This is a genomic window from Micromonospora sp. URMC 107 (assembly GCF_051386315.1).
GTDB lineage: Bacteria > Actinomycetota > Actinomycetes > Mycobacteriales > Micromonosporaceae > Micromonospora.
Genome location: NZ_JBPQTK010000034.1, coordinates 1 through 24,245 on the forward strand (window position 1 = coordinate 1; position 24,245 = coordinate 24,245).

The window sequence follows — 24,245 nt, forward strand, 5'->3', positions numbered from 1 at the left end:
GTGCTCGGGCTGCTCGGGCGGGGGCGCCGGGGCCGGCACCGGGGGGATCTCGGCCGACTCGCCCCAGGCCCGTTTGCGGGGCTTCGGCGGGGGAACCGCCGCCGAACCACTCCAGCGGGGCGCGGGCGGCTCGGCCGGTCGCTCGTCGGCGGGGAACATCCGGGTGCCCTGCGGCCCCACGGCCGGCGGGCCGTCGTCGGGCAGCAGGCGGGTGCCCTCCGGGCCGGTGCCGGCCACCCGCTCGGGCCCGTCGTCCCGCGTGCCCTCCGCCCCGGCGTCGCCGGTGTCGGGTGGCGCGGTGGCGTCGCCCGCGTCGTGCCGTGCGGCGGCGTCGCCGGCGTCCCGCGGCCCGCCGTCGCCCGCGTCCTGCCGGACGTCGGTCGTCGCGGTCGGCCCGGGGTCGTCGGTGGGCAGCTCACGGGTGCCCTCCGGGCCCGTGCCGCCGGTGGGGGCGGGCGCTGCGGGGGAGGTCGGGGGCTCCTCGGTGACCGCCGGATCGTGACCCTGGTCCTGACCCGGGGGGCTCCCGTCGGCCGGCCGGTCCGTGCCCGGCTGCGGCTGCGGCATCGCGGCAATCTCCTCTCGCGCCGGTCCGAGGTTAGTACCGACGCGCCAGCGGGGCGATTCCGGCCACCGCCGTCGCCGGCACCGGACAAGGCCGGGCGGCGTGTCGCGGGCCCTCGCGACGTGCCGGGGACGCGGTGACCGACCTGCCGGGACCCGGCGACCGGCGACCCGGGGGCGGCGGTGACCGGCGTGCGCGCGGTGGCCGCCGCCGGGCCGCGTACCCTTGGGCATCATGAGCGTCCCGTCCACCACGCCGCGCCCCGCCGCGGCCAATTCGGTCTGGCCCCGGCTGGAGCCGCTGCTGCCCCAGGTGACCAAGCCCATCCAGTACGTCGGTGGCGAGCTGGGCGCGGTGGTTAAGGACTGGGACGCGGCGGCCGTGCGCTGGGCGCTGATGTACCCCGACGCCTACGAGGTCGGCCTGCCCAACCAGGGCGTGCAGATCCTCTACGAGGTGCTCAACGAGCTGCCCGACGTGCTCGCCGAGCGGACCTACGCGGTCTGGCCGGACCTGGAGAAGCTGATGCGCGCCCACGGCGTGCCGCAGTTCACCGTCGACGCGCACCGCTCGGTGCGCGACTTCGACGTCTTCGGCGTCTCCTTCTCCACCGAGCTGGGCTACACGAACCTGCTCACCGCGATCGACCTGGCCGGCATCCCGCTGCTGGCCGCCGAGCGCACCGACGCCGACCCGGTGATCGTGGCCGGCGGCCACGCCGCGTTCAACCCGGAGCCGATCGCCGACTTCGTCGACGCCGCCGTGCTCGGCGACGGCGAGGAGGCGGTCCTGGAGATCACCGGGATCGTGCGGGAGTGGAAGGCCGAGGGCTCCCCGGGCGGGCGCGACGAGCTGCTGCTGCGCTTGGCCCGCACCGAGAGCGTCTACGTGCCGCGCTTCTACGACGTGGACTACCTCCCCGACGGCCGGATCCAGCGGGTCGTGCCGAACCGGGCGGACGTGCCGTTCCGGGTGCACAAGCGCACGACCATGGACCTGGACGCCTGGCCGTACCCGAAGAAGCCCCTGGTGCCGCTCGCGGAGACCGTGCACGAGCGGTACGCGGTCGAGATCTTCCGCGGCTGCACCCGGGGCTGCCGGTTCTGCCAGGCCGGCATGATCACCCGGCCGGTGCGCGAGCGCTCCATCACCACCGTCGGGCAGATGGTGCGCGAGGGGCTGGAGTTCTCCGGCTTCCACGAGGTGGGCCTGCTGTCGCTGTCGTCGGCCGACCACTCCGAGATCGGCGACATGTGCTCGGGCCTGGCCCAGCAGTACGAGGGCACCAACGTCTCGCTCTCGCTGCCGTCGACCCGGGTCGACGCGTTCAACATCGACCTCGCGCAGGAGCTGTCCCGCAACGGCCGGCGCACCGGCCTGACCTTCGCCCCCGAGGGCGGGTCGGAGCGCATCCGCAAGGTCATCAACAAGATGGTGTCGAAGGAAGACCTGATCCGCACCGTCGTCACCGCGTACACGAACGGCTGGCGGCAGGTGAAGCTCTACTTCATGTGCGGCCTGCCCACCGAGACCGACGAGGACGTCCTCGAGATCGCCGACATGGCCCACGAGGTCATCCGGGCCGGTCGGGCCGCCACCGGCTCGAAGGACATCCGCTGCACGGTCTCCATCGGCGGGTTCGTGCCGAAGCCGCACACCCCGTTCCAGTGGGCGCCGATGGAGCGGCCGGAGGTCATCGACGGCCGGCTCAGGATGCTCAAGCAGGCGATCAACGCGGACCGCTCGCTCGGCCGGGCGATCGGCTTCCGGTACCACGACGGCGAGCCGTCGCTGATCGAGGGCCTGCTCAGCCGGGGTGACCGCCGCGTCGGCGCGGTGATCCGCCGGGTCTGGGAGAACGGCGGCCGGTTCGACGGCTGGAGCGAGCACTTCTCCTACCAGCGCTGGGTGCAGGCGGCGGCCGAGGTGCTGCCCGCCTTCGGGGTCGACCTCGACTGGTACACCACCCGGCAGCGCGACGAGCTGGAGGTCCTGCCCTGGGACCACCTGGACTCGGGCCTGGACAAGGACTGGCTCTGGCAGGACTGGCAGGACGCGCTCAGCGAGTACGAGCAGGACGACTGCCGGTGGACCCCGTGCTTCGACTGCGGCGTCTGCCCGTCGATGGACACCGAGATCCAGATCGGCCCGACCGGGAAGAAGCTCCTCCCGCTCACCCCGATCAACGGTCTGAAGCTCCCCACCGGCGCCCAGCAGTAGCCCGCCGTGCGTCGGGTTGATCATGTGGCTATCGTCAGCGGCACGCGAGTCGCGAGCAGTGCCGTCACGATCAACCGGTTCCGACACGAGGAGCACGACGATCAGTAGGAAACCACAGCCAGAGGGCGGCCAGGCACCCGTCGTGCAGCGGGTCCGGATCCGGTACGCCAAGCGCGGCCCGCTGCGCTTCACCTCGCACCGGGACTTCGCCCGGGCGTTCGAGCGGGCGCTGCGCCGGGCGGGCGTGCCGATCGCCTTCTCCCAGGGCTTCACCCCGCACCCGAAGATCTCGTACGCCAGCGCGGCCCCGACGGGCGTGGCGAGCGAGGCCGAGTACCTGGAGATCGGCCTCCGCGAGCAGGTCGACCCGGCGGAGCTGCGCGCCGCCCTTGACGCCGCCCTCTCGCCGGGGCTCGACGTGCTCGACGCCGTGGTGGCCACCGGCGGGAGTCTTGCCGACCGGATCGAGGCGTCGCACTGGCGCATCGAGCTGCCCGAGGTCGACCCGGCCGTCCTGCAACGGGCGGTTTCCGCCTTCACGGCCGCCGAGGAGGTGCTGGTCGAGCGGATGACCAAGCAGGGCCGGCGCACCTTCGACGCCCGGGCGGCGGTGATCCGTATCGATGTGATCGCGTCGCCGGAGACGCCTTCCGGGGCCCCGGCCGTACCGTGTGCGATACTCGAACTGGTCGTGCGGCAGGTCACCCCCTCCGTGCGACCCGATGACGTCCTTTCCGGCCTCCGCGTGGTGGCCGACCTGGAGCCGCCGGTCTCGCCGAGGGTGATCCGGCTGGCACAGGGCACGCTGACCGCGCAGGATGCGATCGCGGATCCGTTGGACGCGGACCGCGACGGGGCAACCATCGGTGAACGCTGACCGTCGGTCAGCGTTCAGGTAGGCAGACTTCGGCGGTCGCGCACCGTGCGCGCCCGGCGGAAACACTTTTGCGGCGACCCTGCGTGGCAGCGCTCACCCGCGCCCGGGGCAGCCAGAACTGGAGAACGTCCATGCTCGAGAACGAGCCCGAGGGCGGCGAACGGACCGGTTCACAGCCGGCCGGCGAGACCGCCGACACCAGCACCGTCGAGAACTCCGCCGGGGCGGGGAACACCGCCGGCGCCGGCACTGACGCCGGTACCGCCGGCATCGGCACCGATACCGGCGACGCCGGCACCGGCGGGGCCGAGCAGGCCCCGGCCGCACCGGCCCGGCGGCGTACCACCCGGCGGCGCGCCACGCCGCTGAACCAGCCGGAGCAGACCGAGGCGCCGGTCGAGGCGTCGACGGCGCCCGTGCCGGGCAGTGGCGAGGCGCCCCAGGCCGAGGTGTTCGCTCCCGTCTCCGGCGACCTCGACGCCGCCCCGAAGGCGACGCGCCGCCGCCGCAAGGCCACCACCGCGAAGGCCGCCGAGGACACCACCGGACAGCCCGCCGAGGGCACCGGGCAGCCCGCCGAGGGCACCGGGCAGCCCGCCGGAGAGGCGCCGGTCGCGGCGGAGCAGGCACCCGCCGAGCCGGCCGCGCCGCCGGCCAAGGCCACGCGTACCCGCCGGAAGAAGGCGGCCCCCGCCGCGGCCGAGCCGGCCGCGGAGACCCCGACCGACGTCGCCGCGCCCGCCGAGGTCGCGCAGCAGCCGCCGGCCGCCGCCGGAATCGAGCCGGAGGCCGGCACCGGCTTCGGCGCCGCCGCCCCGCCCGCCGCTGTCAGCGGCGCGGAGAGCCGGTCCGGCGAGGTTCCGCCGGGAGTGGCGGTCACCCCGCCCGCCGAGGAGGAGCCGACCGAGGAGGAGCCGACCGAGGCGGCCGAGCCGGTCGTCGAGCCCGAGCCCGTGGTCGAGCCCGAGCCGCGCACCCGCCGCCGGCGGGCCGCGCTCTCCGCGCCCACCGTCCTGTTCATGGCTCCGCAGCCGGAGGACGTCCCGGTCGTCCGGGTCGTCGCGCCGGCCCCGGAGCCCGAGCCGGAGGAGCCCGCCGCCGAGGAGCCCGCCGAGCCGGCGCGCCGTCGCCGGCGTGGCCGCCGCGACGTCGAGGCGGTCGAGGTCGTCGAGTCCGAGGAAGCGGTCGAGGAGGCCGAGGAGGCCGCCGAGGACGAAGACGAGGACGAGGACGAGAGCGCCGCGGCCCGCCGCCGGCGCCGGCGTGGCCGCCGCGGCCGTGGCCGGGGCAAGGGCGGCGCGGAGGACGCCGAGGACGACGAGTCCGAGGAGGCCGCGCAGGCCGAGGCGGAGGAGCCCGAGGGCGACGAGGACGAGGACGCCGAGGGCGGCGACGCGCTGACCCGCCGCCGTCGCCGTCGTCGCCGCCGGGGCGCCGGCGACGTCGAGTCGGGCGCCGACGACGGCGTGCCGACCGTCGTCAAGATCCGCGAGCCGCGCAAGACCGTCGACGAGGTGCAGGGCGTCTCCGGCTCCACCCGGCTGGAGGCCAAGCGCCAGCGCCGCCGCGACGGCCGTGAGCAGCGCCGTACCCGGCCGCCGATCCTCAGCGAGTCGGAGTTCCTGGCCCGCCGGGAGGCCGTCGACCGGGTGATGGCGGTACGCCAGCGCGGCGACCGGACCCAGATCGCCGTCCTGGAGGACGGGGTGCTCGTCGAGCACTACGTCACCCGCAACTCCTCCGGCACGATGGCCGGCAACGTCTACCTCGGCAAGGTGCAGAACGTCCTGCCCAGCATGGAGGCGGCCTTCGTCGACATCGGGCGCGGCCGCAACGCCGTCCTGTACGCCGGCGAGGTGAACTGGGACACCAGCGGCCTGGAGGGGCGCGCCCGCTCGATCGAGCAGGCGCTGCGCTCCGGCGACTCGGTGCTGGTGCAGGTCACGAAGGACCCGATCGGTCACAAGGGCGCCCGGCTGACCAGCCACATCGCGCTCTCCGGCCGGCACCTCGTCTACGTGCCCCACGGCAACGCCTCCGGCATCAGCCGCAAGCTGCCCGACACCGAGCGCAAGCGGCTGCGGGACGTGCTGAAGAAGCTGGTGCCGGACGGCGCGGGCGTGATCGTCCGGACGGCCGCCGAGGGCGCCAGCGAGGACGAGTTGGCGCGCGACGTCAAGCGGCTCCAGGCGCAGTGGGAGGACATCCAGGCCAAGGCGGCCGAGGGCGGCGCCCCGGTGCTGCTCTACGAGGAGCCCGACCTGGTGATCCGGGTCGTCCGGGACCTCTTCAACGAGGACTTCCGCGAGCTGGTGATCGAGGGCGAGCAGTCGTACGACATGGTCGAGTCGTACCTGTCGCACGTCTCGCCCGACCTGGTCGCCCGGCTGCGCCGGCACGTCGGCACCGCCGACGTCTTCGCCGAGTACCGGATCGACGAGCAGATCATCAAGGGGCTGGACCGTAAGGTCTTCCTCCCCTCGGGCGGTTCGCTGGTGATCGACCGGACCGAGGCCATGACGGTCATCGACGTCAACACCGGCAAGTACACCGGCTCCGGGGGCAACCTGGAGGAGACGGTCACCCGCAACAACCTGGAGGCGGCCGAGGAGATCGTCCGCCAGCTCCGGCTGCGCGACCTCGGCGGCATCGTGGTGATCGACTTCATCGACATGGTGCTGGAGTCCAACCGCGAGCTGGTGCTGCGCCGGCTGACGGAGTGCCTGGGCCGGGACCGCACCAAGCACCAGGTCACCGAGATCACGTCGCTCGGGCTGGTGCAGATGACCCGCAAGCGGATCGGTGCGGGCCTGCTGGAGGCGTTCAGCGAGACCTGCGAGTGCTGCAAGGGTCGGGGCCTGATCATCCACACCGAGCCGGTGCCGGAGAAGCCGCGTTCCGGCAACGGCGCGGGGGAGAAGGTCAAGGCGGTCGCCTCGGCGGTGGCCGCCCCGGCGGCGGCGGAGCAGGGCGCCGGCTCCTCCCGGCGGCGGGCGCGCAAGAGCGCGCCGGCCGAGCGCACCGTGGCCGAGGTCGTCGAGACCGACGCCGACGTCGACGCCGCCCCGGACACCGAATACCACGACACCATGGGCTACGACCTGTCCCGCTACGAGGCGGACACGGCCGCCGCCGGTGAGGTCGCCGACAGCCAGACGGGCGAGTCGGCCCGGCTGGCCGCCCCGGACGACCCGGACGCGCTCTCCGACGCCGACGCCGACGGCGACGAGTCGGAGGGCGGTGCGGGCCGGCGCCGGTCCCGCCGCAGCGGCGCGCGGCGGCGCACCCGGCCGTGACCGGCTGATCGGTCCGACGTGTGGCAGGGCCCCTTCCCCGGCGATGTCCGGCGGGAGGGGCCCTGTCGTATGGTCGATCCCCGGCCACGATCGGCCGCCTGCGGTCAGGAGAAGAACGATGCGCCCTCTGCTCGCCGTCACCGCGCTCACCGCTGTCCTGTTCGCCGGCGCCGGGTGCGCGGCCGAGCGGCCGGAGCGAGCCGGCCCGCCCGGCGGCGCCCCGGTCGGCGGCGTCGCGCCGGGCGGGCCCGGTGGCGGGGCGACGGGCGCGGGGCCGGGGGCCGGCAGCGGGGCGGCCGCGGGCAACGCGCCCGAGGTGTGTGCCGCGGCACAGCGCGCCGGCGAGACCGCCGTGCGGACGTACGTCGAGGAGCTCGGCAAGATGGTCGCGGCGGTCGGGGCGAACGACGCCACGGCGGCCCGGACCGCCCGCGACCGCATCTCCACCGCGCTGACCGACTGGCGGAGCACGCTGCGGCACGAGTCGACCCGGGCCGAGGACGCGCAGCTCAAGACGCTCCTCGCGGACATGGCGGCGGAGGTCGGCACGCTGGGCACCGACGTCGACTCGATCGACGAGACCGAGCTCGACCGGCTCCGGCAGCGCCTCGACCAGCTCTGCGCCCGCTGACCGACGGGGCCCGGTTTGGGTGTCGGCCCTCCGATGGCGTACGCTGGCCTGCGGTGCACTTTGGTGTACCGAGTTCTCGCGTGCCCGCGCCGCCGTGCCTCTGCTACCCGGCGAGCCGCCGCGGGAACACCCGCCAGCAGCCTCAACGACAGGGAGTCCGCCTCCGATGTACGCGATCGTCAAGACCGGCGGCAAGCAGTACAAGGTCGCCGAGGGCGACGTGATCGAGGTCGAGAAGCTCGTCGGTGCCCCCGGCGACGCGGTGAAGCTCACCGCGGTGCTCCTCGTCGACGGTGACGACCTGGTGACCGACGCGGCGAAGCTTGCCAAGGTCGCGGTGTCCGGCGAGATCGCCGCGCACACCAAGGGCCCGAAGATCCGGATCCACAAGTTCAAGAACAAGACCGGCTACCACAAGCGCCAGGGTCACCGCCAGCCGTTGACCCAGGTCAAGGTGACCGGCATCTCCAGCGGGAAGTAGGTCGTCCTCAGATGGCTCACAAAAAGGGTGCGTCCAGCTCGCGCAACGGCCGTGACTCCGCGGCGCAGCGGCTCGGCGTGAAGCGCTTCGGTGGTCAGGTCGTCAGCGCGGGTGAGATCCTCATCCGTCAGCGTGGCACCAAGTTCCACCCCGGTGACCTGGTCGGCCGCGGCGGAGACGACACGCTCTTCGCGCTGGCCGCCGGTTCGGTCCAGTTCGGCACCAAGCGCGGTCGCAAGACCGTCAGCATCGTGCCGCAGCAGTAGTTCGAAGGCGTTGCGGGCCGCGGACCTCGTGTCCCGCCCCGCTTCGCTTTTTTCGTGCGGGGCGTGAACCTCGCTGGAAGGATTGACGTCCGTGGCGACGTTCGTTGACCGGGTCGTCCTGCACCTGCAGGCCGGCGATGGCGGGCACGGTTGTGTCTCGATCCACCGGGAGAAGTTCAAGCCGTTCGGCGGCCCCGACGGCGGCAACGGCGGGCACGGCGGCAGCGTGTCCCTGGTGGTCGACCCGCAGGTGACGACACTGCTGGACTTCCACTTCCGCCCGCACGTGAAGGCCGAGAACGGCAAGGGTGGCGCCGGGTCGAACCGCGACGGCGCGAACGGCCGCAACCTCGTGCTCAAGGTGCCGAACGGCACGGTGGTGCAGGCCTCCGACGGCACCGTCCTGGCCGACATGGTCGGCGCCGGCACGACCTTCGAGGTGGCCCGGGGCGGGCGCGGCGGGCGGGGCAACGCGTCGCTGGCCAACGCCCGGCGCAAGGCCCCCGGCTTCGCCGAGCTGGGCGAGCCCGGCGAACAGCTCGACGTGGTGCTGGAGCTCAAGAGCGTCGCCGACGTCGGGCTGGTGGGCTTCCCGTCGGCCGGCAAGTCGTCGCTGATCTCGGTGATCTCGGCAGCCAAGCCGAAGATCGCCGACTACCCGTTCACCACCCTGGTGCCCAACCTGGGCGTGGTCCGGCTGGACAACCACACCTTCACCGTCGCCGACGTGCCCGGCCTGATCCCGGGGGCGGCCACCGGCAAGGGCCTCGGCCTGGAGTTCCTCCGGCACATCGAGCGCTGTGCGGTGCTGGTGCACGTCATCGACACCGCCACCCTGGAGCCGGGCCGGGACCCGGTCGCCGACATCGACACCATCGAGGCCGAGCTGACCGAGTACGGCGGCCTGGCCGACCGCCCCCGGCTGGTGGCGCTCAACAAGATCGACGTGCCCGACGGCCGGGACCTGGCCGAGATCGTCCGCCCCGACCTGGAGGAGCGCGGTTTCCGCGTGTTCGAGGTCTCCGCGGCGACCCGGGAGGGGCTCAAGGAGCTCATGTACGCCATGGCGGAGCTGGTGGAGCAGGGCCGCAGGGCCGCGCCGCCGGCCGAGGCGACCCGGATCGTGATCCGGCCGCAGGCGGTCGACGACGCCGGCTTCACCATCGAGGCCGCGACGGACGGCGCCTGGGTCGTGCGCGGCGTCCGGCCCGAGCGGTGGGTGCGGCAGACGAACTTCGACAACGACGAGGCCGTCGGCTACCTGGCCGACCGGCTGGCCCGCCTCGGCGTCGAGGAGAAGCTGGGCAAGGCCGGTGCGGAGCCGGGCGACCTGGTCCGGATCGGCGAGCGGGAGTTCGACTGGCAGCCGACCCTCTACGCCGGGGCCGACTTCATCCCCGGCAACCGGGGCACCGACGTCCGGCTGGAGGAGAAGTCCACCCGGGCGTCGGCCGCGGAGCGGCTGGCGGCCCGCAAGGCCCGTCGGCAGCGGCCGGAGGACGAGTTCGAGGGCACCGACGCCGACGTCTCGGACGACGTCGACCTGTCGGACGGGGACGGCTTCGACGGGGCCGGCCCGGCCCGGGACGCCGGCCCGGCCGACCGGGTGGGCCCGTCCCACGGGCTCGGCCCGTCCCGCGCCGCAGCCGAGGACGACGCCGAATAGCTCGTCGCGCTCCGTGAGCGGGTCGACTGCCGGAAACCTGCCCGAAATCCCCGCCACCTAGCGTGGCCTGATGCTGATCGAGTCACGCCCCGCCACCGATCCGGAGATCGACGCCCTGGTCACCGCCCAGCAGCGCGAGCTGCGGGCGGCCGACGGCGGGCTGGACGGCCAGGCGACCGTCACCCACGACGACATCCGCTACCTGGTGGTGGTCGCCGACGGGCGGGCGGTCGCCTGCGGCGGGATCCAGGCGCTCGACGCCGACACCGCCGAGGTGAAGCGGATGTACGTCCGCCCGGCGTACCGGGGGCGGGGCGTCGCCCGGCAGCTGCTGAGCGCCCTGGAGGAACTGGCCTTCCAGCAGGGGCACGCGGTGGTGTGCCTGGAGACCGGCACGTACCTGCCGGCCGCGATCGGGCTCTACACCTCCAGCGGGTACGAGCCGATCCCGGTCTACGGCGAGTACGTCGCCAACCCGTACAGCGTCTGCTTCGCCAAGCGGCTGCGCGTGCCGGCCTGACGGCGGCCGGGCCCGGCGGTGGCCGGTCGGTCAGTCGCCGGTGTGCGCGTGCACGGCGGTGACCGGCTTCGACTCCGGCGACGCGTGCTGACGTAGGAAGATGCTGAGCACGATCAGCGTGCCGACCGCGAGGAACTCGCTCTGCCAGTTCTGCATCGACTGGAACCAGAACTCGCTCGTGCCGAGGAACTCCCACACGCCGATCGGCGGCGCGCCGCTCTGCAACGCCTGCTGCTCGTTGTAGTCGGCGGTCCCGCCGAGCAGGTGGCCGACGAACGAGCCGGCGAAGATCAGTAGCAGCGCGATGGAGAGGCTGTTGCGGTAGACGACCAGGGGCAGTCCGCCGGCGCGTACCGGCCAGGGGGAGTCCGGGGTCGCCCGCCGCTCGTCGTCCTCGGGCCGGTCGGTCTGCCCCACCGGCTTCGACTCCGCCGAGCCGCGCTGCACCAGGTAGGCGGTGAGCAGGACGTAGCCGCCCATCTGGAGGAACTCCGACTCCCAGTTCTCGAAGACCGACTCCATGAAGTGCCCGCTGCGCAGGTACGCCGGCCAACTGGTCGGCGCGGCCCCGAACTCGGCCAGCTCCTGGTTGTGCGTCTGCCAACCGAACACGCTCTGCAGCACCAGGAAGACGAGGAACGCGCCGAACATCGCCACGGTCAGCGCGTTGTCACGCAGCCATCTCGGCATGTGGACCTCCTCGTCGACGGACCTCCGATCTCCGTGCCCGGACGGCCCACCAGGCAAACGCCGCGACGGTACGAGGGTCAGGGGCGGTCGAAGGGGTCGTCCAGCCGGGTGCCCGTGCCCACCTGGTTGGAGAGCAGCAGCCCGAAGGCGAGCATGCCGAAGCCGAGGACCAGGTGCAGCCAGTTGTCGGCGTCGTTGACCGGGATGAAGTTCGCCGCGCTCTCCCGGTCGATCGCGAAGCCGTACAGCCACAGGCCGAGGTAGAGGGCGCCGCCGCCGGCGAGGAAGACCCGCGCCCCGGCGACGCTGCGGGCCAGCAGCAGGCCGGCCAGCCCGAAGCCCAGGTGCAGCGCGTTGTGCAGGATCGACACCTGGAACAGGCCGAGCAGCCGGGCCTCGGAGTGGTGGCCGGCGAACGTCATGTCGTCGTAGCCGGTGGTGATGCCGGGGATGAACCCGAGCACCCCGATCAGGGCGAAGACCCCGGCCGCGGCCGCGGCGGCGAGCTGCACCCTCGGCTTCGGGCCCCGCGGGCCGCCGCGTCCGTTGCGTGCCATCGCTTCACCTCCGTGGACCCGCGGAACGCCCTGCCCGCGGCGCCGGCTGCGGGGGGACCGGCCGTCACTGTGCGCGACGGTGTCGCCACCACCCGACGATCCTCCATTTTGTAGACCGTCGGCGACGCGGCGCAGGAGAAGTCACGAAGGAGGTATGGAACCGGCGACGGAGGGTAGGTCAAGAGATGCGACGGCAGGAACGGCCGGCGCATCCCCCCAGCACAAACCCGCGGAGACTATCCGAGCGGAAGGGAAATCATGACCTACGATCTGTCACCCACGACTTCCACGTACGGGCAGGAGTCGAGCAACGGCGGCGGTGTCCGCGAGCAGGCCCGTCAGGTCGGCTCGGAGGCCAAGCAGGCCGGTGGCGCCGTCGCCGAGACGGCCAAGGAGCAGGGCAGGGAGGTCGTCGGCGAGGCGAAGCTCCAGGCGCGCAACCTCTACGGCGAGGCCCGCAGCCAGCTCGCCAGCCAGGCCGGCGACCAGCAGCGGCGTGCCGCCGGCGGGCTCCGCTCGCTGGCTGACGAGATGCGCTCGATGGCCGAGCAGGGCGGTCAGGCCGGGCCGGTGAGCGAGATCGCCCGCCAGGCCGCCGACCGGGTGCACGGCGTGGCCGGCTGGCTGGAGCAGCGCGAGCCCGGCGACCTCATCGCCGAGGTCCGCGACTACGCCCGCCGCAACCCGGGCACCTTCCTGGTCGGCGCCGCCGTGCTGGGTGTGCTCGCCGGCCGGCTGACCAAGAACATCTCCGCCGCCGGCGACGGCCAGAGCGGCAACGGCTACTCGGGGTACGACTCGGGCGCGGGCTACGACCCGGACCGGACCGCCGTCATCCCGACCCCGCCGGCCCCGCGCGCCGTGCCGGACGCCGTGCCGCCGGGCGGCTACCTCGACCCGACCCCGGGCGCGTACGTCGACCCGCAGACCACCACCAGCTACGCCGACCCCGCCGGTGGCGTCGGCCAGCCGCTGCCGCCGGTGAGCCAGACCGATCCGCTGCCGGGCGTGCCGTCGACCGGGACCACCCGTCCGTGAGCCAACGAATCACCCGAAGGGAGGCGGCGGCATGAGCATGCCGACGCAGGGGGCGGGGCTGGACTCCGGCTACCACCCCCACGACGCGGACGAGGTCAGGGGCAGCTCGATCGGTGAGCTGATGCGCCAGGTCACCAGCGACCTGTCCACCCTGATGCGGCAGGAGGTCGAGCTGGCCAAGGCCGAGATCCGCCAGGAGGGCAAGAAGGCGGGCAAGACCGCCGGCTTCTTCGGCGGCGCCGGCTTCGGCGGCTACATGGTGGCCCTCTTCCTCTCGCTGGCCCTCTGGGCCGGGCTGTCCAACGTGATGGACGCCGGCTGGGCGGCGCTGATCGTGGCCGTCATCTGGGGCGCGATCGCCGCGGTCCTCTACTCCAAGGCCAAGAAGAGCGCCGAGCACATCCGCGGCCTCAAGCAGACCAACGACAGCGTGCAGCGGATCCCCGACGCGCTCAAGCCCCACCCGCAGGAGGTCACCCGATGAGCACCGACCCCGACCAGATCCGCCGGGAGATCGAAGCCACCCGGAACAACCTGAGTTCCGACGTGGACGCGCTGGCGTACAAGGTCAGCCCTGCCCGCATCGTCGACGACCGCAAGCAGCGGGCCCGCAACGCACTGCAGAATGTGAGGGACAAGGTGATGGGAACCGCTTCCGACCTGGGTCACAGCACCAAGCACGGCGCCCACGCGGTGGGCGGTCACGCCTCCTCGGCGGCGTCCACCGTGAGCGACAAGGCCCACTCGGCCGCCTCGACCGTCAGCGACAAGGCGCACTCGGCCGCCTCGACGGTCGGTGACGCCGCGCAGCGCGCGCCGCAGGTGATCCGGCAGAAGTCCGAGGGCAACCCGCTGGCCGCCGGCCTGATCGCCTTCGGCGTCGGCTGGCTCGCCTCCTCGCTGATCCCGGCCACCCGCCGCGAGCAGCAGGTGGCGTCGCAGGTCAAGGAGAAGGCCGGCGAGCACGCCGGGGTGGTGAAGGAGAAGCTGGGCGAGGTCGCCAACGAGCTGAAGGAGGAGCTGCGCGAGCCGGCGCAGCACGCCACCCAGTCGGTTCGGTCCACCGCCCAGGACGCGGTGCACGCCGTCAAGGACGACACCCGGTCGGCCGCGCACGACGTGAAGGACCAGGCGCAGCAGTCCCGCGAACAGGTGCGGTACTGACCAGCCCGTTCACCGTACGCCGCAGCTCGCGGCCACTCCCGGAGCATGTTCCGGGGAGTGGCCGCGAGCTGCCGTGTGCGTCCCGGCCGGGTCCCGGTCGCGGGGCGGGGGCGCGTCAGCGGCGGTGGCGGCGGAGCGTGCGCTCGAAGTGTGCGGCGCGACGCACCCGGCCGCCGGCGTAGCGGACCCCACCGAAGAGCAGGCGCCGGCCGACGGCGAGCCAGCCGCACACGCCGCGCTCCAGCACCCAGAACGGGGCCGCCAGGGCGGTCGCCGGCGGGAAGACCGCCGTGCCCCCGCCCTTGCGGCGGCCCGCCTCGGCGAGCCCCACCGTGGTCACGGCCGCGCCGAGCAGCAGCCCCGGTCGCCGGGCCGCGACCGCCGCCGCCAGCGCCGGCAGGACCGCGAGCGAGCCCACCAGGCGGACCGGTTGGGCCAGGTCGTCGTACGCCTGACGGACCCGCTGGCCCAGGAAGTGGGCGGTGTCCGGCGGCAGCCGGCGTACGTGCAGCCAGGCGGGCGCCGCCTCGGTCCCCCCGTACGCGCGCACGGTGCGGATCAGCTCCAGGTTCTCGAAGAGCACGTCCGGGTCGTACCCGCCCATGGCGAGGAAGGTGCTGCGGCGTACCGCCAGGGTGCCGGGGTAGTCGGCGCCGAGCGCCCGGTTGAGCAGGGTGCGCCCGGTGTCCCACCACGCGTGCCAGGGCAGCGGGTCGAAGTAGTTCTGCGGGCGGACCAGGTCCACCCGGTCGAGCAGCCGGTGCACGGCGCGCAGCCCCGCCTCGTCGTACCGGACGTCGTCGTCGGCGATCACCACGTGCTCGTGCCGGGCCGCGCCGACGCCGGTGAGCACCCCGGTCACCTTGCCGTTGACGCCGCGCAGGGCGGGATCCGGCCGCAGGTGCCGGACCAGGCCGCGCCAGGTCTCGCCGTGCCGGGCGAACAGCTCCGGGGACGACCCGTCGACCACGGTCACGTCGACCAGGGTGCCCAGCCAGCGCAGGTACGCCGTCAGCCCGGCCAGGTCGGCGTCGTCGGTCCAGCGCAGCGGCAGGACGTACGCGACGGGAAGCCGGCGCCCGACGCCCCCCGCCGGCGACGCGACGGTGCCGTGGCGGTCGCCGCCGGGAGCGGCGCCGGCCGGGCGGGCCGGGGCGCTCACGCCTGCTCCGGGCGGCGGTAGACGGAGACGTGCTCGCGGCTCTGGTCGGTGAACGGCCGGCCGGTCCAGTCCTCCCACCGGTGCTCGCGGCGCATGCCGGCCAGCTCGGCCATCAGGTCCAGCTCCGCCGGCCAGGCGTAGCGGTGGTTGGCCGGCAGCAGGTGCACCCCGGCGTTGCTGAGCCGGACCTTCGTGGTGGTCATCCGCTGCTCGGCGGGGTGCAGCAGGGCCGCCTCCAGCAGCACCACGTCCTCCGCCACCCGCACCGGCCGTAGCGCGCCGCCGGCGCGGAAGGCGCCCGGGTCGGGCACCCACGCCTCGACGACGAACCGTCCGCCGGGGCGCAGGTGGGCGGCGGCGTTGCGGAAGCAGGCCACCTGCGCGGCCTGGTCCGGCAGCGCGAAGATCGTGTTGAACGCGAGCACCACCAGGGCGAACTCGCCGGGCACCCGGGTCTCGGCGAAGTCGCCGACGGCCACCTCGACGGCGTCCCCGCCCGGCTTGGCGCGCAGCCCGGCGGCCATCTCCGGGGAGCCCTCGACGCCGGCGACGGTCAGTCCCCGGGCGACCAGCGGCAGGGCGAGCCGGCCGGTGCCGATGCCGAACTCGCAGACGGGGCCGCCGTCGGCCAGCGCGGCGAGCCGATCCACCGCCGCGTCCGGTGTCAGGTGCGCGTACGTCTCGTCGTAGACCTCCGCGACGTGCCGGCCGTACTCGCTGGCGTCGAAGGACACGGTGCCTCCCGGTGGTGGTGGGTGCCCGCAGCAGGTGCCCGGTTATCGGCGGGCCAAACCGGTGCGTCGTTTCGGTCGGGCGGTGCCGGGTAGCGCAACCGGTGCGGGTGGTCCATCCCGGGCGCCCCGGTGGAGGAGACGTGATGACCAGCAACGGAACGAGGTGGGCGCTGCTCGGTGCCACCACGGTGACCGTGGTCGGCGTCGGTCGGGCGGTGGCCCGTCGACGACGCCGGCACCAGCCGGAGCGCCGCGACGGTTGGTACGTGGTGCGGCGCGGGGTGACGATCGACCGGCCGGCGGAGGCGGTGATCGGCTTCTGGACCGACCGGGAGCGGCTGGACCGGGCGCTGGCCGAGTGGGCGACCCTGGAGCAGCTCGACGACGACCGGTGGCGCTGCGTGGCACGGGACCCGGCCGGCGGGGGCACCGAGTGGCGGGCCGAGATCACGGTCGAGGGCCCCGGGCGGCTGCGCTGGCGGGTCACCGACGGGCCCGAGCAGGAGGGCACCGTCCAGCTGACGCCGGCGCCCCGGGACCGGGGCACGGAGGTCCGCGCCGAGCTGCGGTGGCGCTCCGGGCCGCTGCGCCGGGCGTTCGGGCTGCTCGGCGGCGACGATCCGGACCTGGCGCTGCGCGACGCGCTGCGCCGGGTGAAGGCGCTGGTGGAGTGCGGCCAGGTGATCGACACCCGGCGCGACCCGTCCGGGCGCGGACCGGCCCAGGAGAAGGCGACCGACAAGGTCCGCGACAGGCTGACGACGGGGGGACGGGCGTGAGGGCGCTCTGCTGGGAAGGCGTCGGCAAGCTGGCCGTACGCGACGTGCCGGAGCCGCGGATCCGCGCCGAGGGCGACGTCATCGTCAAGGTCGGCGCCAGCAGCGTCTGCGGCTCCGACCTGCACCTGATCAACGGCTTCCTGCCGGCGATGCGGGAGGGCGACGTCCTCGGCCACGAGTTCATGGGCGAGGTCGTGGAGACCGGCCCGGGCGTGCGGCGGCTGCGTGTGGGCGATCGCGTCGTGGTCGGCTCCGTGGTGGCCTGCGGCGGCTGCTGGTACTGCCGCACGGAGCAGTACTCGCTCTGCGACAACTCCAACCCGCAGCCGGTCTTCACCGAGAAGCTCTGGGGCCACTCGCCGGCCGGCATCCTCGGCTACTCGCACGCCGCCGGGGGCTACTCCGGCAGCCACGCCGAGTACATCCGGGTGCCGTTCGGCGACGTCGGGGCGTTCAAGGTCCCCGACGGGGTGCCCGACGACTCGGTGGTCTTCGCCTCCGACGCGATGCCCACCGGCTGGATGGCCGCCGACTTCTGCGCGCTGAAGGGCGGCGAGGTGGTCGCGGTGTGGGGTGCCGGCGGGGTCGGCCAGATGGCGGCCCGGTCCGCGCAACTCCTCGGCGCCGAGCGGGTGATCGTGATCGACCGGCTGCCGGAGCGGCTCGCCACCGCCGCCGAGCGGCTCGGCGTGGAGACAATCAACTACGCCGAGACCGACGTGCTGGAGGCGCTGCGGGAGATGACCGCCGGCCGGGGACCGGACGCGTGCATCGAGGCGGTCGGCATGGAGTCGCACGACGTCGGGCCGGTGTACGCGTACGACAAGGCGAAGCAGACCGCCCGGCTGCAGACCGACCGCCCCACCTCGGTACGACAGGCGATCATGGCCTGCCGCAAGGGCGGCACGGTGAGCATCGTCGGCGTCTACGGCGGCCTGGTGGACAAGTTTCCGCTGGGCGCGGCGATGAACAAGGCGCTGGTGTTGCGGATGGGACAGATGCACGCCCAGCGCTACATCCCGATGCTGCTGGACCGGATCGCGGCCGGCGAGATCGATCCCGGCTACCTGGCCACCCACCCGATGCCGCTGGAGCAGGGCGCGCGGGGCTACGAGATGTTCGAGAAGAAGGAGGACGGCTGCCTGCGTACCGTCCTGCACCCGGCCTGAGCGCGCCACGACCGCACCGCCCCGGGGCCGACGAGGTCCCCGGGGCGGTGCCGTGGTCAGGCCGTGCGGCGGACGTTGGCGACCACGAACCCGCTCGGCGGCAGCGCCGGCATCCGGCGCAGGCTCAGCGCCAGGTCCTGCGGCGGCACGTCGTACCGCATCGTCGTGGTCAGGTTCGTCACCGCCCGCTTCATCAGCTCGATCGTGATCCACTCCCCGGCGCAGCGGTGGCCGGTCAGGTGCTCGCCGCCGCCCTGTGGGACGAGGGCGAACGGGTCGCCCCGCCAACCGGTGAAGCGCTCCGGCCGGAACCGCTCCGGTTCGGGCCAGAGCGCCGGGTGGTGGTTGGTGCCGTACAGGTCGAGCAGCACCCGCCGACCGCGCGGGAAGTGGTAACCCTGCCAGTCGAACGAGCGGCGGACCCGGGCGGCGGCCACCGGGAAGAACGGGTAGTAGCGGCGTACCTCCTGCACGAAGTTCTCGGCGGCCTCGTCGCTCTCGCGGACCCGCTGCCGCCAGGCCGGGTGGTCGTGCAGGGCCAGCGCGGCGAAGACGACGAAGCGGTCGACGGCGACCGTGGGGCGCAGCACGTTGAGCACTTCGACGGCCGCGATCCGGCGGGGGAGCAGCCGGCCGTGGGCGTCCCGGTGCTCGGCGATCACCCGCAGCGCGCTGCCGTCGGGGGCCGGGAGCGTGCCGGCGCGCACCCGGTCGACGAGCCGGCCGACCCAGCGTTCGCCCTGGCGGCGGCCCCACAGGCCACGCCAGTGCCGGGGGCCGAGCGCCGCCGGCCCCTCGATCATCGCGTGCAGCTCGGCGGTACGCCGGTCCACCTCGGAGTCCGCGAGCGGCACGCCGGCCCAGGCGCAGACCGCGCGGGTCAGCATCCGGCCGACCTCGTCGTACAGCACCACCGGCGCGCCGGACTCCCAGGTCGGGACGCGGGCCCGCCACTCGTCGTCGAAGAGCTGCGCGAGGTGCCGGACCGCGGTCGGCGTCATGATCGACATGAACATGGCCTTGCGGTCGGCGTGCTCCGCCCCGTCGAGGCCCTGCACGCCGCCGCGGCCGGTCAGCGTGCGCTGCCCCCGCTTCGGCATCGCGCCCGCCCGGACGAAGCGCCCGGTGTCGTAGAAGAGCTCCGCCGCCGGCCGGCCGCGCAGGCAGATGGTGGGCTCCAGCAGCAGCCGGGCCTGGAAGATGTCGGTGCCGTGCCGGTCGCAGCGCCGGCCGACGAAACGGTAGCCGTCACGCAGGAACGCCACCGAGCTGTCGGGGCTGCGCTCCGTCGGGATGGTCGCCATCGGGCCTCCTGACCGGGGGTGGTGGCCGTCGCCGGCCGGGTCCTGTCCGTGCCTCTGCGTCTACCCAGGCCGGCGCGGCTGAATCTCGGGCCCGGGTCGGCCCGGCCCGCGGCCGGCGCGGAGACGTGCGGGGGAGGGGCCAGCGGGCGGCGACCTCCGCTGGCCCCTCCCAGGGCCGCGGAAAGCTGGTTGTCTCGGGGGAGCGGTCCGCCGGGCCGTCGCCGGCGTCCCGCCGGCGGCAGCCGCGACGGAACCCGGCGGTCCACCGGAGGAGGGGCCCGCCCACGATCGCCACGGGGAGGACTCATGCGTGACAACAGGCCGGCGTACTGGCGGCAACGGCAGGCGCTGGGGGCGCTCGGCACGGCTCGGGAGGTCGCCGGCACGTCGTTGATCACGTCGTCCCGCCGCTCGGCCCGGCCGGACCGGTTCTTCACGGTGCACCTCGGCTTCACCGCCTCCGACCTGGCGTCGGCCCGGGAGTTGGCCGTCGGCTACGCGGAGGCGCTGAGCCTGCTGCGCCCCGAGGTGGCCCTGGGCGCGTCGGCGCTGTCGCCGGCCGACGCCTGGCAGCGCGCCGAGCGGCTGTTCTGCGGCGCGTCCGGCCCGGACGGCGAGCGCTGCGCCGACGTGTCCGGCCATCCCGGCTTCCACCACGCCCCGGGGCCGGGCGGGCTGGGCTGGGGCGACGGCGACTGACCCCGCGGCATCGACAGCCCCCTATTGCCTTGCCCGTCTCGGCGCGGGTAGCTTGGCACCGTTGCCGAGCCGGGCCGGCCTCGCACCCGTACGTCGCACTCGTCACGAGCGCGCCGCGCACCCCACAGGCGTGCGCCAGGGCAGGCGTGCCTGCGCCCCGATCCGTCGGGGCCTCACCCCTGAGGTAGGCAATGAAGAGAAGGCTTCTCACCCTCGGCGCCGCGTTCCTGGTCGTCGTCGCGTCCGTCCTGGTGTTCGTCAAGCCGGCGGACGCGGCCGTGGGACTGCACGTCGAAGGGCGCACCATCGTCGAGGCGAACGGCCGGCCGTTCGTCATGCGGGGCGTCAACCATCCCCACGTCTGGTACACGGGCCGGACCGACTCGTTCGCCGACGTCAAGGCGCTCGGCGCCAACACCGTCCGGGTGGTGCTGGGCAGCGGCAAGCGGTGGGGTCCCTCCACCGACGTCGCGAACGTGGTCTCGCTGTGCAAGCAGAACCGGCTGATCTGCGTCCTGGAGGTCCACGACACCACCGGCTACGGCGAGGAGGGCGCCGCCGCGTCGCTCGACGAGGCCGTCGACTACTGGATCAGCCAGAAGAGCGCGCTGGTCGGCCAGGAGGGCTACGTGGTCATCAACATCGGCAACGAGCCGATCGGCAATGTGAACGCCGGCCAGTGGACCGCCGCGACCACCGCCGCGATCACGAAGATGCGGGCCAACGGCTTTGAGCACCTGCTCATGGTCGACGCGCCGAACTGGGGCCAGGACTGGCAGTTCGTCATGCGGGACAACGCGCAGACGATCCTGGACGCCGACAGCCGGCACAACACCGTGCTCTCCATCCACATGTACGCGGTGTTCAACACGGCCGCGGCCATCACCGACTACCTGGACCGGTTCGAGGCCAACGGCTGGCCGCTGGTGATCGGCGAGTTCGGCTGGCGGTTCAACGCCAACGAGGTCGACCACGAGACGATCCTGGCCGAGGCGCAGGCGCGTGGCCTGGGCTACCTCGCCTGGTCGTGGAGCGGCAACACCGACCCGATCCTGGACATGGCCACCGACTTCGATCCCGCGCGGCTCACCACCTGGGGTCAGCGGATCTTCAACGGCGCCAACGGCATCAAGGCCACGGCCAGCGAGGCCACGATCTTCGGCGGCGGGCCGACGCCGACGGCCACGGCCACCCCGACAGTCACGCCCACGGCCACCCCGACGGGCTCACCGACCCCCACCCCGACCGGCGGCGGCAAGGCGTGCGCCGCCGACTACCGGGTGGTGGGTCAGTGGCAGGGCGGCTTCCAGGGCGAGATCCGGGTCACCGCCGGAGATTCGGCGATCAGCGGTTGGACGGTGACGTGGACCCTCGCCTCCGGCCAGGCCGTCACCCAGGCATGGAACGCGACGGTCACCACCAGCGGATCCGCCGTCACCGCCCGCAACGTGAGCTACAACGGCAGTCTCGGCGCGGGCGCCGCCACGACCTTCGGCTTCCTCGGTTCGTGGAGCGGCACCAACGCCGTACCGCCCCTGTCCTGCACCGCCACCTGACCGACGGGCGTCGCCGTCAGTCCAGGTCGAACTCGCCGTCCTGGGCGCCGGCGACGAAGGCGTCCCACTCGGCCTGGGTGAAGACCAGGACGGGGCCGTCGGGCTCGGCGGAGTTGCGCATCCCGATCAGGTCGTCGACGAAGGCGACCTCGACGGCGCTCTCGGACGTGTCGCCCTCGGCCCGCTGCCAGACCGCCCGGGAGAGGTCGAAGTCGCCCTTGGGGTGCGAAGCCATCGTTCAGTCCTCCAGTGCCACGGGTCATGGGGGAGACACGTACGGTTCCCCATCGGGCAGGATAAGCGGATGCCGAGCCTGACCCGTGTAGAGGCGAGCGCGCGTGGCGCGGCGATCACCGTCGAGTCCTATCAGGTGGACCTCGACCTGAGCGGCGACGGCGAGCGGTTCCGCTCCGACGTCACCATCCGCTTCCGGGCGACCCCCGGCGCGGAGACCTTCGTCGAGGTCCAACCCGCGAAACTGCTGGCGGTACGCCTCAACGACCGCGACGTCGACCCGTCCACGCTGGACGACAACCGGCTGCCGTTGACCGGGCTGGCCGAGGAGAACACGCTCACCGTCGCCGCCGAGATGGCGTACTCGAACACCGGCGAGGGGATGCACCGCTTCGTCGACCCCGCCGACGGCGAGACCTACCTCTACGCGATGTCGTTCCTGGACAACGCGCAGCGCCTCTTCGCCGCCTTCGACCAGCCCGACCTGAAGGCCCCGGTCACCGTGTCGGTCACCGCCCCGCCGCACTGGGTCGTCGCGGCCAACGGTCAGCTCGCCGCCACGCCGCGCCCCGGGCGCTGGGAGTTCGCCCCGACGGCGCCGCTGGCCACGTACTTCGTCTCGCTGATCGCCGGCCCCTGGCACGTCCGGCGCGCCGAGCACGACGGCATCCCGCTCGGCGTCTACTGCCGGCGCTCCCTCGCCGAGCACCTGGACGCCGACGCCGAGGAGATCCTCACCGTCACCAGGCGGTGCCTCGACCGGTTCCACCAGCTCTTCGCCGAGCGCTACCCGTTCGGCAAGTACGACCAGGCGTTCGTGCCGGAGTTCAACGCCGGCGCGATGGAGAACCCGGGCCTCGTCACCTTCCGCGACGACTACGTCTTCCGCTCCGCCGTCACCGACACCGAGCGGGAGCAGCGCGCCACCACCATCGCCCACGAGATGGCGCACATGTGGTTCGGCGACCTGGTCACCATGCGCTGGTGGGACGACCTCTGGCTGAACGAGTCCTTCGCGGAGTACCTCGGCACCCGGGTGACCGCCGAGGCGACCCGCTTCGAGGCGGCCTGGACGACCTTCGCCCTGCGGCGCAAGGCCTGGGGCTACGCGGCCGACCAGCGCCCCTCCACCCACCCCGTGGCGCCCGAGGAGGTCGCCGACGCCGCCGAGGGCCTGCTCAACTTCGACGGCATCTCGTACGCCAAGGGCGCCAGCGTCCTGCGGCAGCTCGTCGCCTGGCTCGGCGACGACGCCTTCCTCGCCGGCCTCAACGCCCACTTCGCGAAGCACCGGTTCGGCAACGCCACCCTGGCCGACCTGCTCGGCAGCCTCGCCGCGGCCAGCGGGCGCGACCTGTCCGGCTGGGCGGAGCGCTGGCTGCGCTCGGCGCAGGTCAACACGCTGCGCGCCGAGGTCACCGTCGACGCGGACGGCCGCTACACCGAGGTGGCGATCGGGCAGACCGCCCCCGCGTCGCACCCGGTGCTGCGCCCACACCGCATCGGCGTCGGCCGGTACGCCGCCGACGGCACGGTCGTCCGGACGGAGGTCGACCTCGACCCGGACGCCGACGGCGGCCGGACGGTGCTCGCCGGGCTGGCCGGCGAGCCGGCGGCCCGGCTGCTGCTGCCCAACGACGGCGACCTGACGTTCGCCAAGATCCGGCTCGACCCCGCGTCGGCGGACGCCGTGCCGCTGGTGCTGCCCGGCCTGGCCGACCCGCTGGCCCGGGCGCTGCTCTGGGGCGAGGCGCTGGACGCCGCCATCGACGGGGAGCGGCCGGTCGCCGGCCTGGTCGCCCTCATCGCCGCCGCCCTCCCCGCCGAGACCGAGGTGATCATCGCCGAGGACGTGCTCGCGCTCAGCCGCTCGCTGGTCGACCGCTACCTCGACCCGCTGGCCCGCGAGGCCGCCCTGGCGCAGGTCGCCGCCGCCTGCCGGACACTGCTCGACGGGGCCCCGGCCGGCGGCTCGTTGCAGCTCGCGGCGGCCCGGGGCTGGCTCGCCGCCAGCACCGACGCCGACCGGCTCGCCGGCTGGCTCGCGGGCCGGGACGTCCCGCCGGGGCTGGCGGTCGACGCCGAGCTGCGCTGGTCGCTGCTGCTCCGGCTGGTGGTGCTCGGCGCGGCCGGCGAGGCGGAGATCGCCGCCGAGGCCGCGGCCGACCCGAGCGCCGCCGGCGCCGAGCGGGCCGCCCGCTGCCGGGCGGCGCTGCCCGATCCGGCCGCCAAGCGGGCCGCGTGGGAGATCGTCGTGTCGAACACGGAGCTGTCCAACCGGCTCGTCGAGGCGACCGCGGAGGGCTTCTGGCAGCCCGAGCAGGCCGAGCTGACCGCCGGCTACGTCGAGCGGTACTTCGCCGACATGCCGGCCGCCGCGCGCTCGCGTACGCCCTGGGTGGCGGACCAGATCGCGAAGTCGGCCTTCCCCCGCTACGCCGTGGCGCAGCCCACCCGGGAGGCGGCCGCGGCGCTGCTGGCCCGCGACGACGTCACCCCCGGCCTGCGCCGGGTGGTGACCGACGCCGACGACGACCTGCGGCGGGCCCTGGTCGCCCGGACGGCGGTCGCCGCGGCGGCGGCCTGACGCCGTCCGCCGGGCGGGACGGTCCGGCGGCCCCCCGGGGCCGCCGGTTC

Annotated in this window: 21 protein-coding genes and 2 pseudogenes; 16 read left to right on the top strand and 7 right to left on the bottom strand. The window is 74.1% G+C overall.

Features of this window, described 5'->3' with window-relative positions:
• Positions 1-567, bottom strand: a pseudogene (locus tag ACSNN9_RS10815) (hypothetical protein); the annotation flags it as partial.
• 232 nt (positions 568-799) lie between these two features.
• On the opposite strand from ACSNN9_RS10815, the gene ACSNN9_RS10820 reads away from it, so the two are divergent.
• The 8 genes and pseudogenes from ACSNN9_RS10820 (at position 800) to ACSNN9_RS10855 (ending at position 10,522) form a co-directional block, all read left to right on the top strand.
• A complete protein-coding gene (locus tag ACSNN9_RS10820) occupies positions 800-2,785 on the top strand; it encodes a TIGR03960 family B12-binding radical SAM protein (protein WP_436672898.1) in 1,986 nt (661 codons plus the stop codon).
• Between the two features lie 142 nt (positions 2,786-2,927).
• Positions 2,928-3,662, top strand: coding sequence for a TIGR03936 family radical SAM-associated protein (locus ACSNN9_RS10825; protein ID WP_357881116.1), 735 nt, complete (start codon positions 2,928-2,930; stop codon positions 3,660-3,662).
• 131 nt (positions 3,663-3,793) lie between these two features.
• The gene (locus tag ACSNN9_RS10830) at positions 3,794-6,958 is read left to right on the top strand and encodes an Rne/Rng family ribonuclease (RefSeq protein ID WP_436672899.1); all 3,165 of its coding nucleotides are present in this window, start codon (positions 3,794-3,796) and stop codon (positions 6,956-6,958) included.
• A 118-nt stretch (positions 6,959-7,076) separates the two neighbouring features.
• Positions 7,077-7,589, top strand: a complete 513-nt coding sequence (locus ACSNN9_RS10835) for a hypothetical protein (protein WP_436672900.1) — start codon at positions 7,077-7,079, stop codon at positions 7,587-7,589.
• Positions 7,590-7,755: 166 nt separating this feature from the next.
• Entirely contained in the window at positions 7,756-8,070 is a 315-nt protein-coding gene (gene rplU, locus ACSNN9_RS10840; RefSeq protein WP_088975625.1) for a 50S ribosomal protein L21, read from the top strand.
• An 11-nt stretch (positions 8,071-8,081) separates the two neighbouring features.
• On the top strand, positions 8,082-8,336 hold the full coding sequence (gene rpmA / locus ACSNN9_RS10845; RefSeq protein ID WP_013288010.1) for a 50S ribosomal protein L27: 255 nt from the start codon (positions 8,082-8,084) through the stop codon (positions 8,334-8,336).
• Between the two features lie 91 nt (positions 8,337-8,427).
• Positions 8,428-9,870 (top strand): annotated as a pseudogene (gene obgE, locus ACSNN9_RS10850) (GTPase ObgE); the annotation flags it as partial.
• Positions 9,871-10,072: 202 nt separating this feature from the next.
• On the top strand, positions 10,073-10,522 hold the full coding sequence (locus tag ACSNN9_RS10855; RefSeq protein WP_436672901.1) for a GNAT family N-acetyltransferase: 450 nt from the start codon (positions 10,073-10,075) through the stop codon (positions 10,520-10,522).
• 30 nt (positions 10,523-10,552) lie between these two features.
• On the opposite strand, the gene ACSNN9_RS10860 is transcribed toward ACSNN9_RS10855, so the two are convergent.
• Both ACSNN9_RS10860 and ACSNN9_RS10865 read right to left on the bottom strand, forming a co-directional pair.
• Positions 10,553-11,212 carry a DUF6766 family protein gene (locus ACSNN9_RS10860; protein WP_436672902.1) on the bottom strand — a complete coding sequence of 220 codons (660 nt, stop codon included), beginning with the start codon at positions 11,210-11,212 and terminating at the stop codon, positions 10,553-10,555.
• Positions 11,213-11,289: 77 nt separating this feature from the next.
• Entirely contained in the window at positions 11,290-11,769 is a 480-nt protein-coding gene (locus tag ACSNN9_RS10865; protein ID WP_436672903.1) for a DUF4383 domain-containing protein, read from the bottom strand.
• A 258-nt stretch (positions 11,770-12,027) separates the two neighbouring features.
• Between ACSNN9_RS10865 and ACSNN9_RS10870 the strand changes: the two genes are divergently transcribed.
• Genes ACSNN9_RS10870 through ACSNN9_RS10880 form a run of 3 tightly spaced genes read left to right on the top strand, consistent with a single transcriptional unit; the run spans position 12,028 to position 13,971 of the window.
• Positions 12,028-12,807, top strand: a complete 780-nt coding sequence (locus ACSNN9_RS10870; RefSeq protein WP_436672904.1) for a hypothetical protein — start codon at positions 12,028-12,030, stop codon at positions 12,805-12,807.
• Positions 12,808-12,838: 31 nt separating this feature from the next.
• Complete coding sequence (locus tag ACSNN9_RS10875; protein WP_088998863.1) at positions 12,839-13,291, top strand: phage holin family protein; 453 nt, start codon at positions 12,839-12,841, stop codon at positions 13,289-13,291.
• A complete protein-coding gene (locus tag ACSNN9_RS10880; protein WP_436672905.1) occupies positions 13,288-13,971 on the top strand; it encodes a DUF3618 domain-containing protein in 684 nt (227 codons plus the stop codon). The genes ACSNN9_RS10875 and ACSNN9_RS10880 overlap by 4 nt, the downstream gene beginning before the upstream one ends.
• A 115-nt stretch (positions 13,972-14,086) precedes the next feature.
• Here ACSNN9_RS10880 and ACSNN9_RS10885 read toward each other — a convergent pair whose 3' ends face one another.
• Positions 14,087-15,133 (bottom strand): glycosyltransferase, encoded by a 1,047-nt coding sequence (locus ACSNN9_RS10885; protein WP_436672906.1) that lies wholly within the window; start codon positions 15,131-15,133, stop codon positions 14,087-14,089.
• The gene (locus ACSNN9_RS10890) at positions 15,130-15,867 is read right to left on the bottom strand and encodes a class I SAM-dependent DNA methyltransferase (RefSeq protein ID WP_436672907.1); all 738 of its coding nucleotides are present in this window, start codon (positions 15,865-15,867) and stop codon (positions 15,130-15,132) included. Before ACSNN9_RS10890 ends, ACSNN9_RS10885 begins: the two co-directional genes overlap by 4 nt.
• A gap of 143 nt (positions 15,868-16,010) precedes the next feature.
• On the opposite strand from ACSNN9_RS10890, the gene ACSNN9_RS10895 reads away from it, so the two are divergent.
• Both ACSNN9_RS10895 and ACSNN9_RS10900 read left to right on the top strand, forming a co-directional pair.
• Positions 16,011-16,646, top strand: coding sequence for an SRPBCC family protein (locus ACSNN9_RS10895; protein ID WP_436672908.1), 636 nt, complete (start codon positions 16,011-16,013; stop codon positions 16,644-16,646).
• On the top strand, positions 16,643-17,815 hold the full coding sequence (locus ACSNN9_RS10900; RefSeq protein WP_436672909.1) for a zinc-dependent alcohol dehydrogenase: 1,173 nt from the start codon (positions 16,643-16,645) through the stop codon (positions 17,813-17,815). Before ACSNN9_RS10895 ends, ACSNN9_RS10900 begins: the two co-directional genes overlap by 4 nt.
• A gap of 56 nt (positions 17,816-17,871) precedes the next feature.
• Here the strand turns inward: ACSNN9_RS10900 and ACSNN9_RS10905 are convergent, their stop codons facing one another.
• The gene (locus ACSNN9_RS10905; RefSeq protein ID WP_436672910.1) at positions 17,872-19,119 is read right to left on the bottom strand and encodes a cytochrome P450; all 1,248 of its coding nucleotides are present in this window, start codon (positions 19,117-19,119) and stop codon (positions 17,872-17,874) included.
• Positions 19,120-19,425: 306 nt separating this feature from the next.
• Here ACSNN9_RS10905 and ACSNN9_RS10910 point away from each other — a divergent pair, with 306 nt between their 5' ends.
• Both ACSNN9_RS10910 and ACSNN9_RS10915 read left to right on the top strand, forming a co-directional pair.
• Positions 19,426-19,818 (top strand): hypothetical protein, encoded by a 393-nt coding sequence (locus tag ACSNN9_RS10910; RefSeq protein WP_436672911.1) that lies wholly within the window; start codon positions 19,426-19,428, stop codon positions 19,816-19,818.
• 191 nt (positions 19,819-20,009) lie between these two features.
• The gene (locus ACSNN9_RS10915; protein ID WP_436672912.1) at positions 20,010-21,374 is read left to right on the top strand and encodes a cellulase family glycosylhydrolase; all 1,365 of its coding nucleotides are present in this window, start codon (positions 20,010-20,012) and stop codon (positions 21,372-21,374) included.
• A 16-nt stretch (positions 21,375-21,390) separates the two neighbouring features.
• Here ACSNN9_RS10915 and ACSNN9_RS10920 read toward each other — a convergent pair whose 3' ends face one another.
• The gene (locus ACSNN9_RS10920) at positions 21,391-21,609 is read right to left on the bottom strand and encodes a DUF397 domain-containing protein (RefSeq protein ID WP_088992395.1); all 219 of its coding nucleotides are present in this window, start codon (positions 21,607-21,609) and stop codon (positions 21,391-21,393) included.
• A gap of 69 nt (positions 21,610-21,678) precedes the next feature.
• Here ACSNN9_RS10920 and pepN point away from each other — a divergent pair, with 69 nt between their 5' ends.
• The gene (gene pepN / locus ACSNN9_RS10925; RefSeq protein ID WP_436672913.1) at positions 21,679-24,195 is read left to right on the top strand and encodes an aminopeptidase N; all 2,517 of its coding nucleotides are present in this window, start codon (positions 21,679-21,681) and stop codon (positions 24,193-24,195) included.
• Positions 24,196-24,245: the final 50 nt, after the last annotated feature.

What these genes read in the sequence shown, in the direction of transcription:
- ACSNN9_RS10860 (WP_436672902.1), bottom strand. Translation starts at nt 11,212, where the DNA reads ATGCCGAGATGGCTGCGTGACAACGCGCTGACCGTGGCGATGTTCGGC.
- ACSNN9_RS10855 (WP_436672901.1), top strand. Translation starts at nt 10,073, where the DNA reads ATGCTGATCGAGTCACGCCCCGCCACCGATCCGGAGATCGACGCCCTG.
- ACSNN9_RS10920 (WP_088992395.1), bottom strand. Translation starts at nt 21,609, where the DNA reads ATGGCTTCGCACCCCAAGGGCGACTTCGACCTCTCCCGGGCGGTCTGG.
- ACSNN9_RS10895 (WP_436672908.1), top strand. Translation starts at nt 16,011, where the DNA reads ATGACCAGCAACGGAACGAGGTGGGCGCTGCTCGGTGCCACCACGGTG.
- ACSNN9_RS10880 (WP_436672905.1), top strand. Translation starts at nt 13,288, where the DNA reads ATGAGCACCGACCCCGACCAGATCCGCCGGGAGATCGAAGCCACCCGG.
- ACSNN9_RS10865 (WP_436672903.1), bottom strand. Translation starts at nt 11,769, where the DNA reads ATGGCACGCAACGGACGCGGCGGCCCGCGGGGCCCGAAGCCGAGGGTG.
- ACSNN9_RS10910 (WP_436672911.1), top strand. Translation starts at nt 19,426, where the DNA reads ATGCGTGACAACAGGCCGGCGTACTGGCGGCAACGGCAGGCGCTGGGG.
- rplU (WP_088975625.1), top strand. Translation starts at nt 7,756, where the DNA reads ATGTACGCGATCGTCAAGACCGGCGGCAAGCAGTACAAGGTCGCCGAG.
- rpmA (WP_013288010.1), top strand. Translation starts at nt 8,082, where the DNA reads ATGGCTCACAAAAAGGGTGCGTCCAGCTCGCGCAACGGCCGTGACTCC.
- ACSNN9_RS10830 (WP_436672899.1), top strand. Translation starts at nt 3,794, where the DNA reads ATGCTCGAGAACGAGCCCGAGGGCGGCGAACGGACCGGTTCACAGCCG.
- pepN (WP_436672913.1), top strand. Translation starts at nt 21,679, where the DNA reads ATGCCGAGCCTGACCCGTGTAGAGGCGAGCGCGCGTGGCGCGGCGATC.
- ACSNN9_RS10835 (WP_436672900.1), top strand. Translation starts at nt 7,077, where the DNA reads ATGCGCCCTCTGCTCGCCGTCACCGCGCTCACCGCTGTCCTGTTCGCC.
- ACSNN9_RS10820 (WP_436672898.1), top strand. Translation starts at nt 800, where the DNA reads ATGAGCGTCCCGTCCACCACGCCGCGCCCCGCCGCGGCCAATTCGGTC.
- ACSNN9_RS10870 (WP_436672904.1), top strand. Translation starts at nt 12,028, where the DNA reads ATGACCTACGATCTGTCACCCACGACTTCCACGTACGGGCAGGAGTCG.
- ACSNN9_RS10915 (WP_436672912.1), top strand. Translation starts at nt 20,010, where the DNA reads ATGAAGAGAAGGCTTCTCACCCTCGGCGCCGCGTTCCTGGTCGTCGTC.
- ACSNN9_RS10905 (WP_436672910.1), bottom strand. Translation starts at nt 19,119, where the DNA reads ATGGCGACCATCCCGACGGAGCGCAGCCCCGACAGCTCGGTGGCGTTC.
- ACSNN9_RS10875 (WP_088998863.1), top strand. Translation starts at nt 12,839, where the DNA reads ATGAGCATGCCGACGCAGGGGGCGGGGCTGGACTCCGGCTACCACCCC.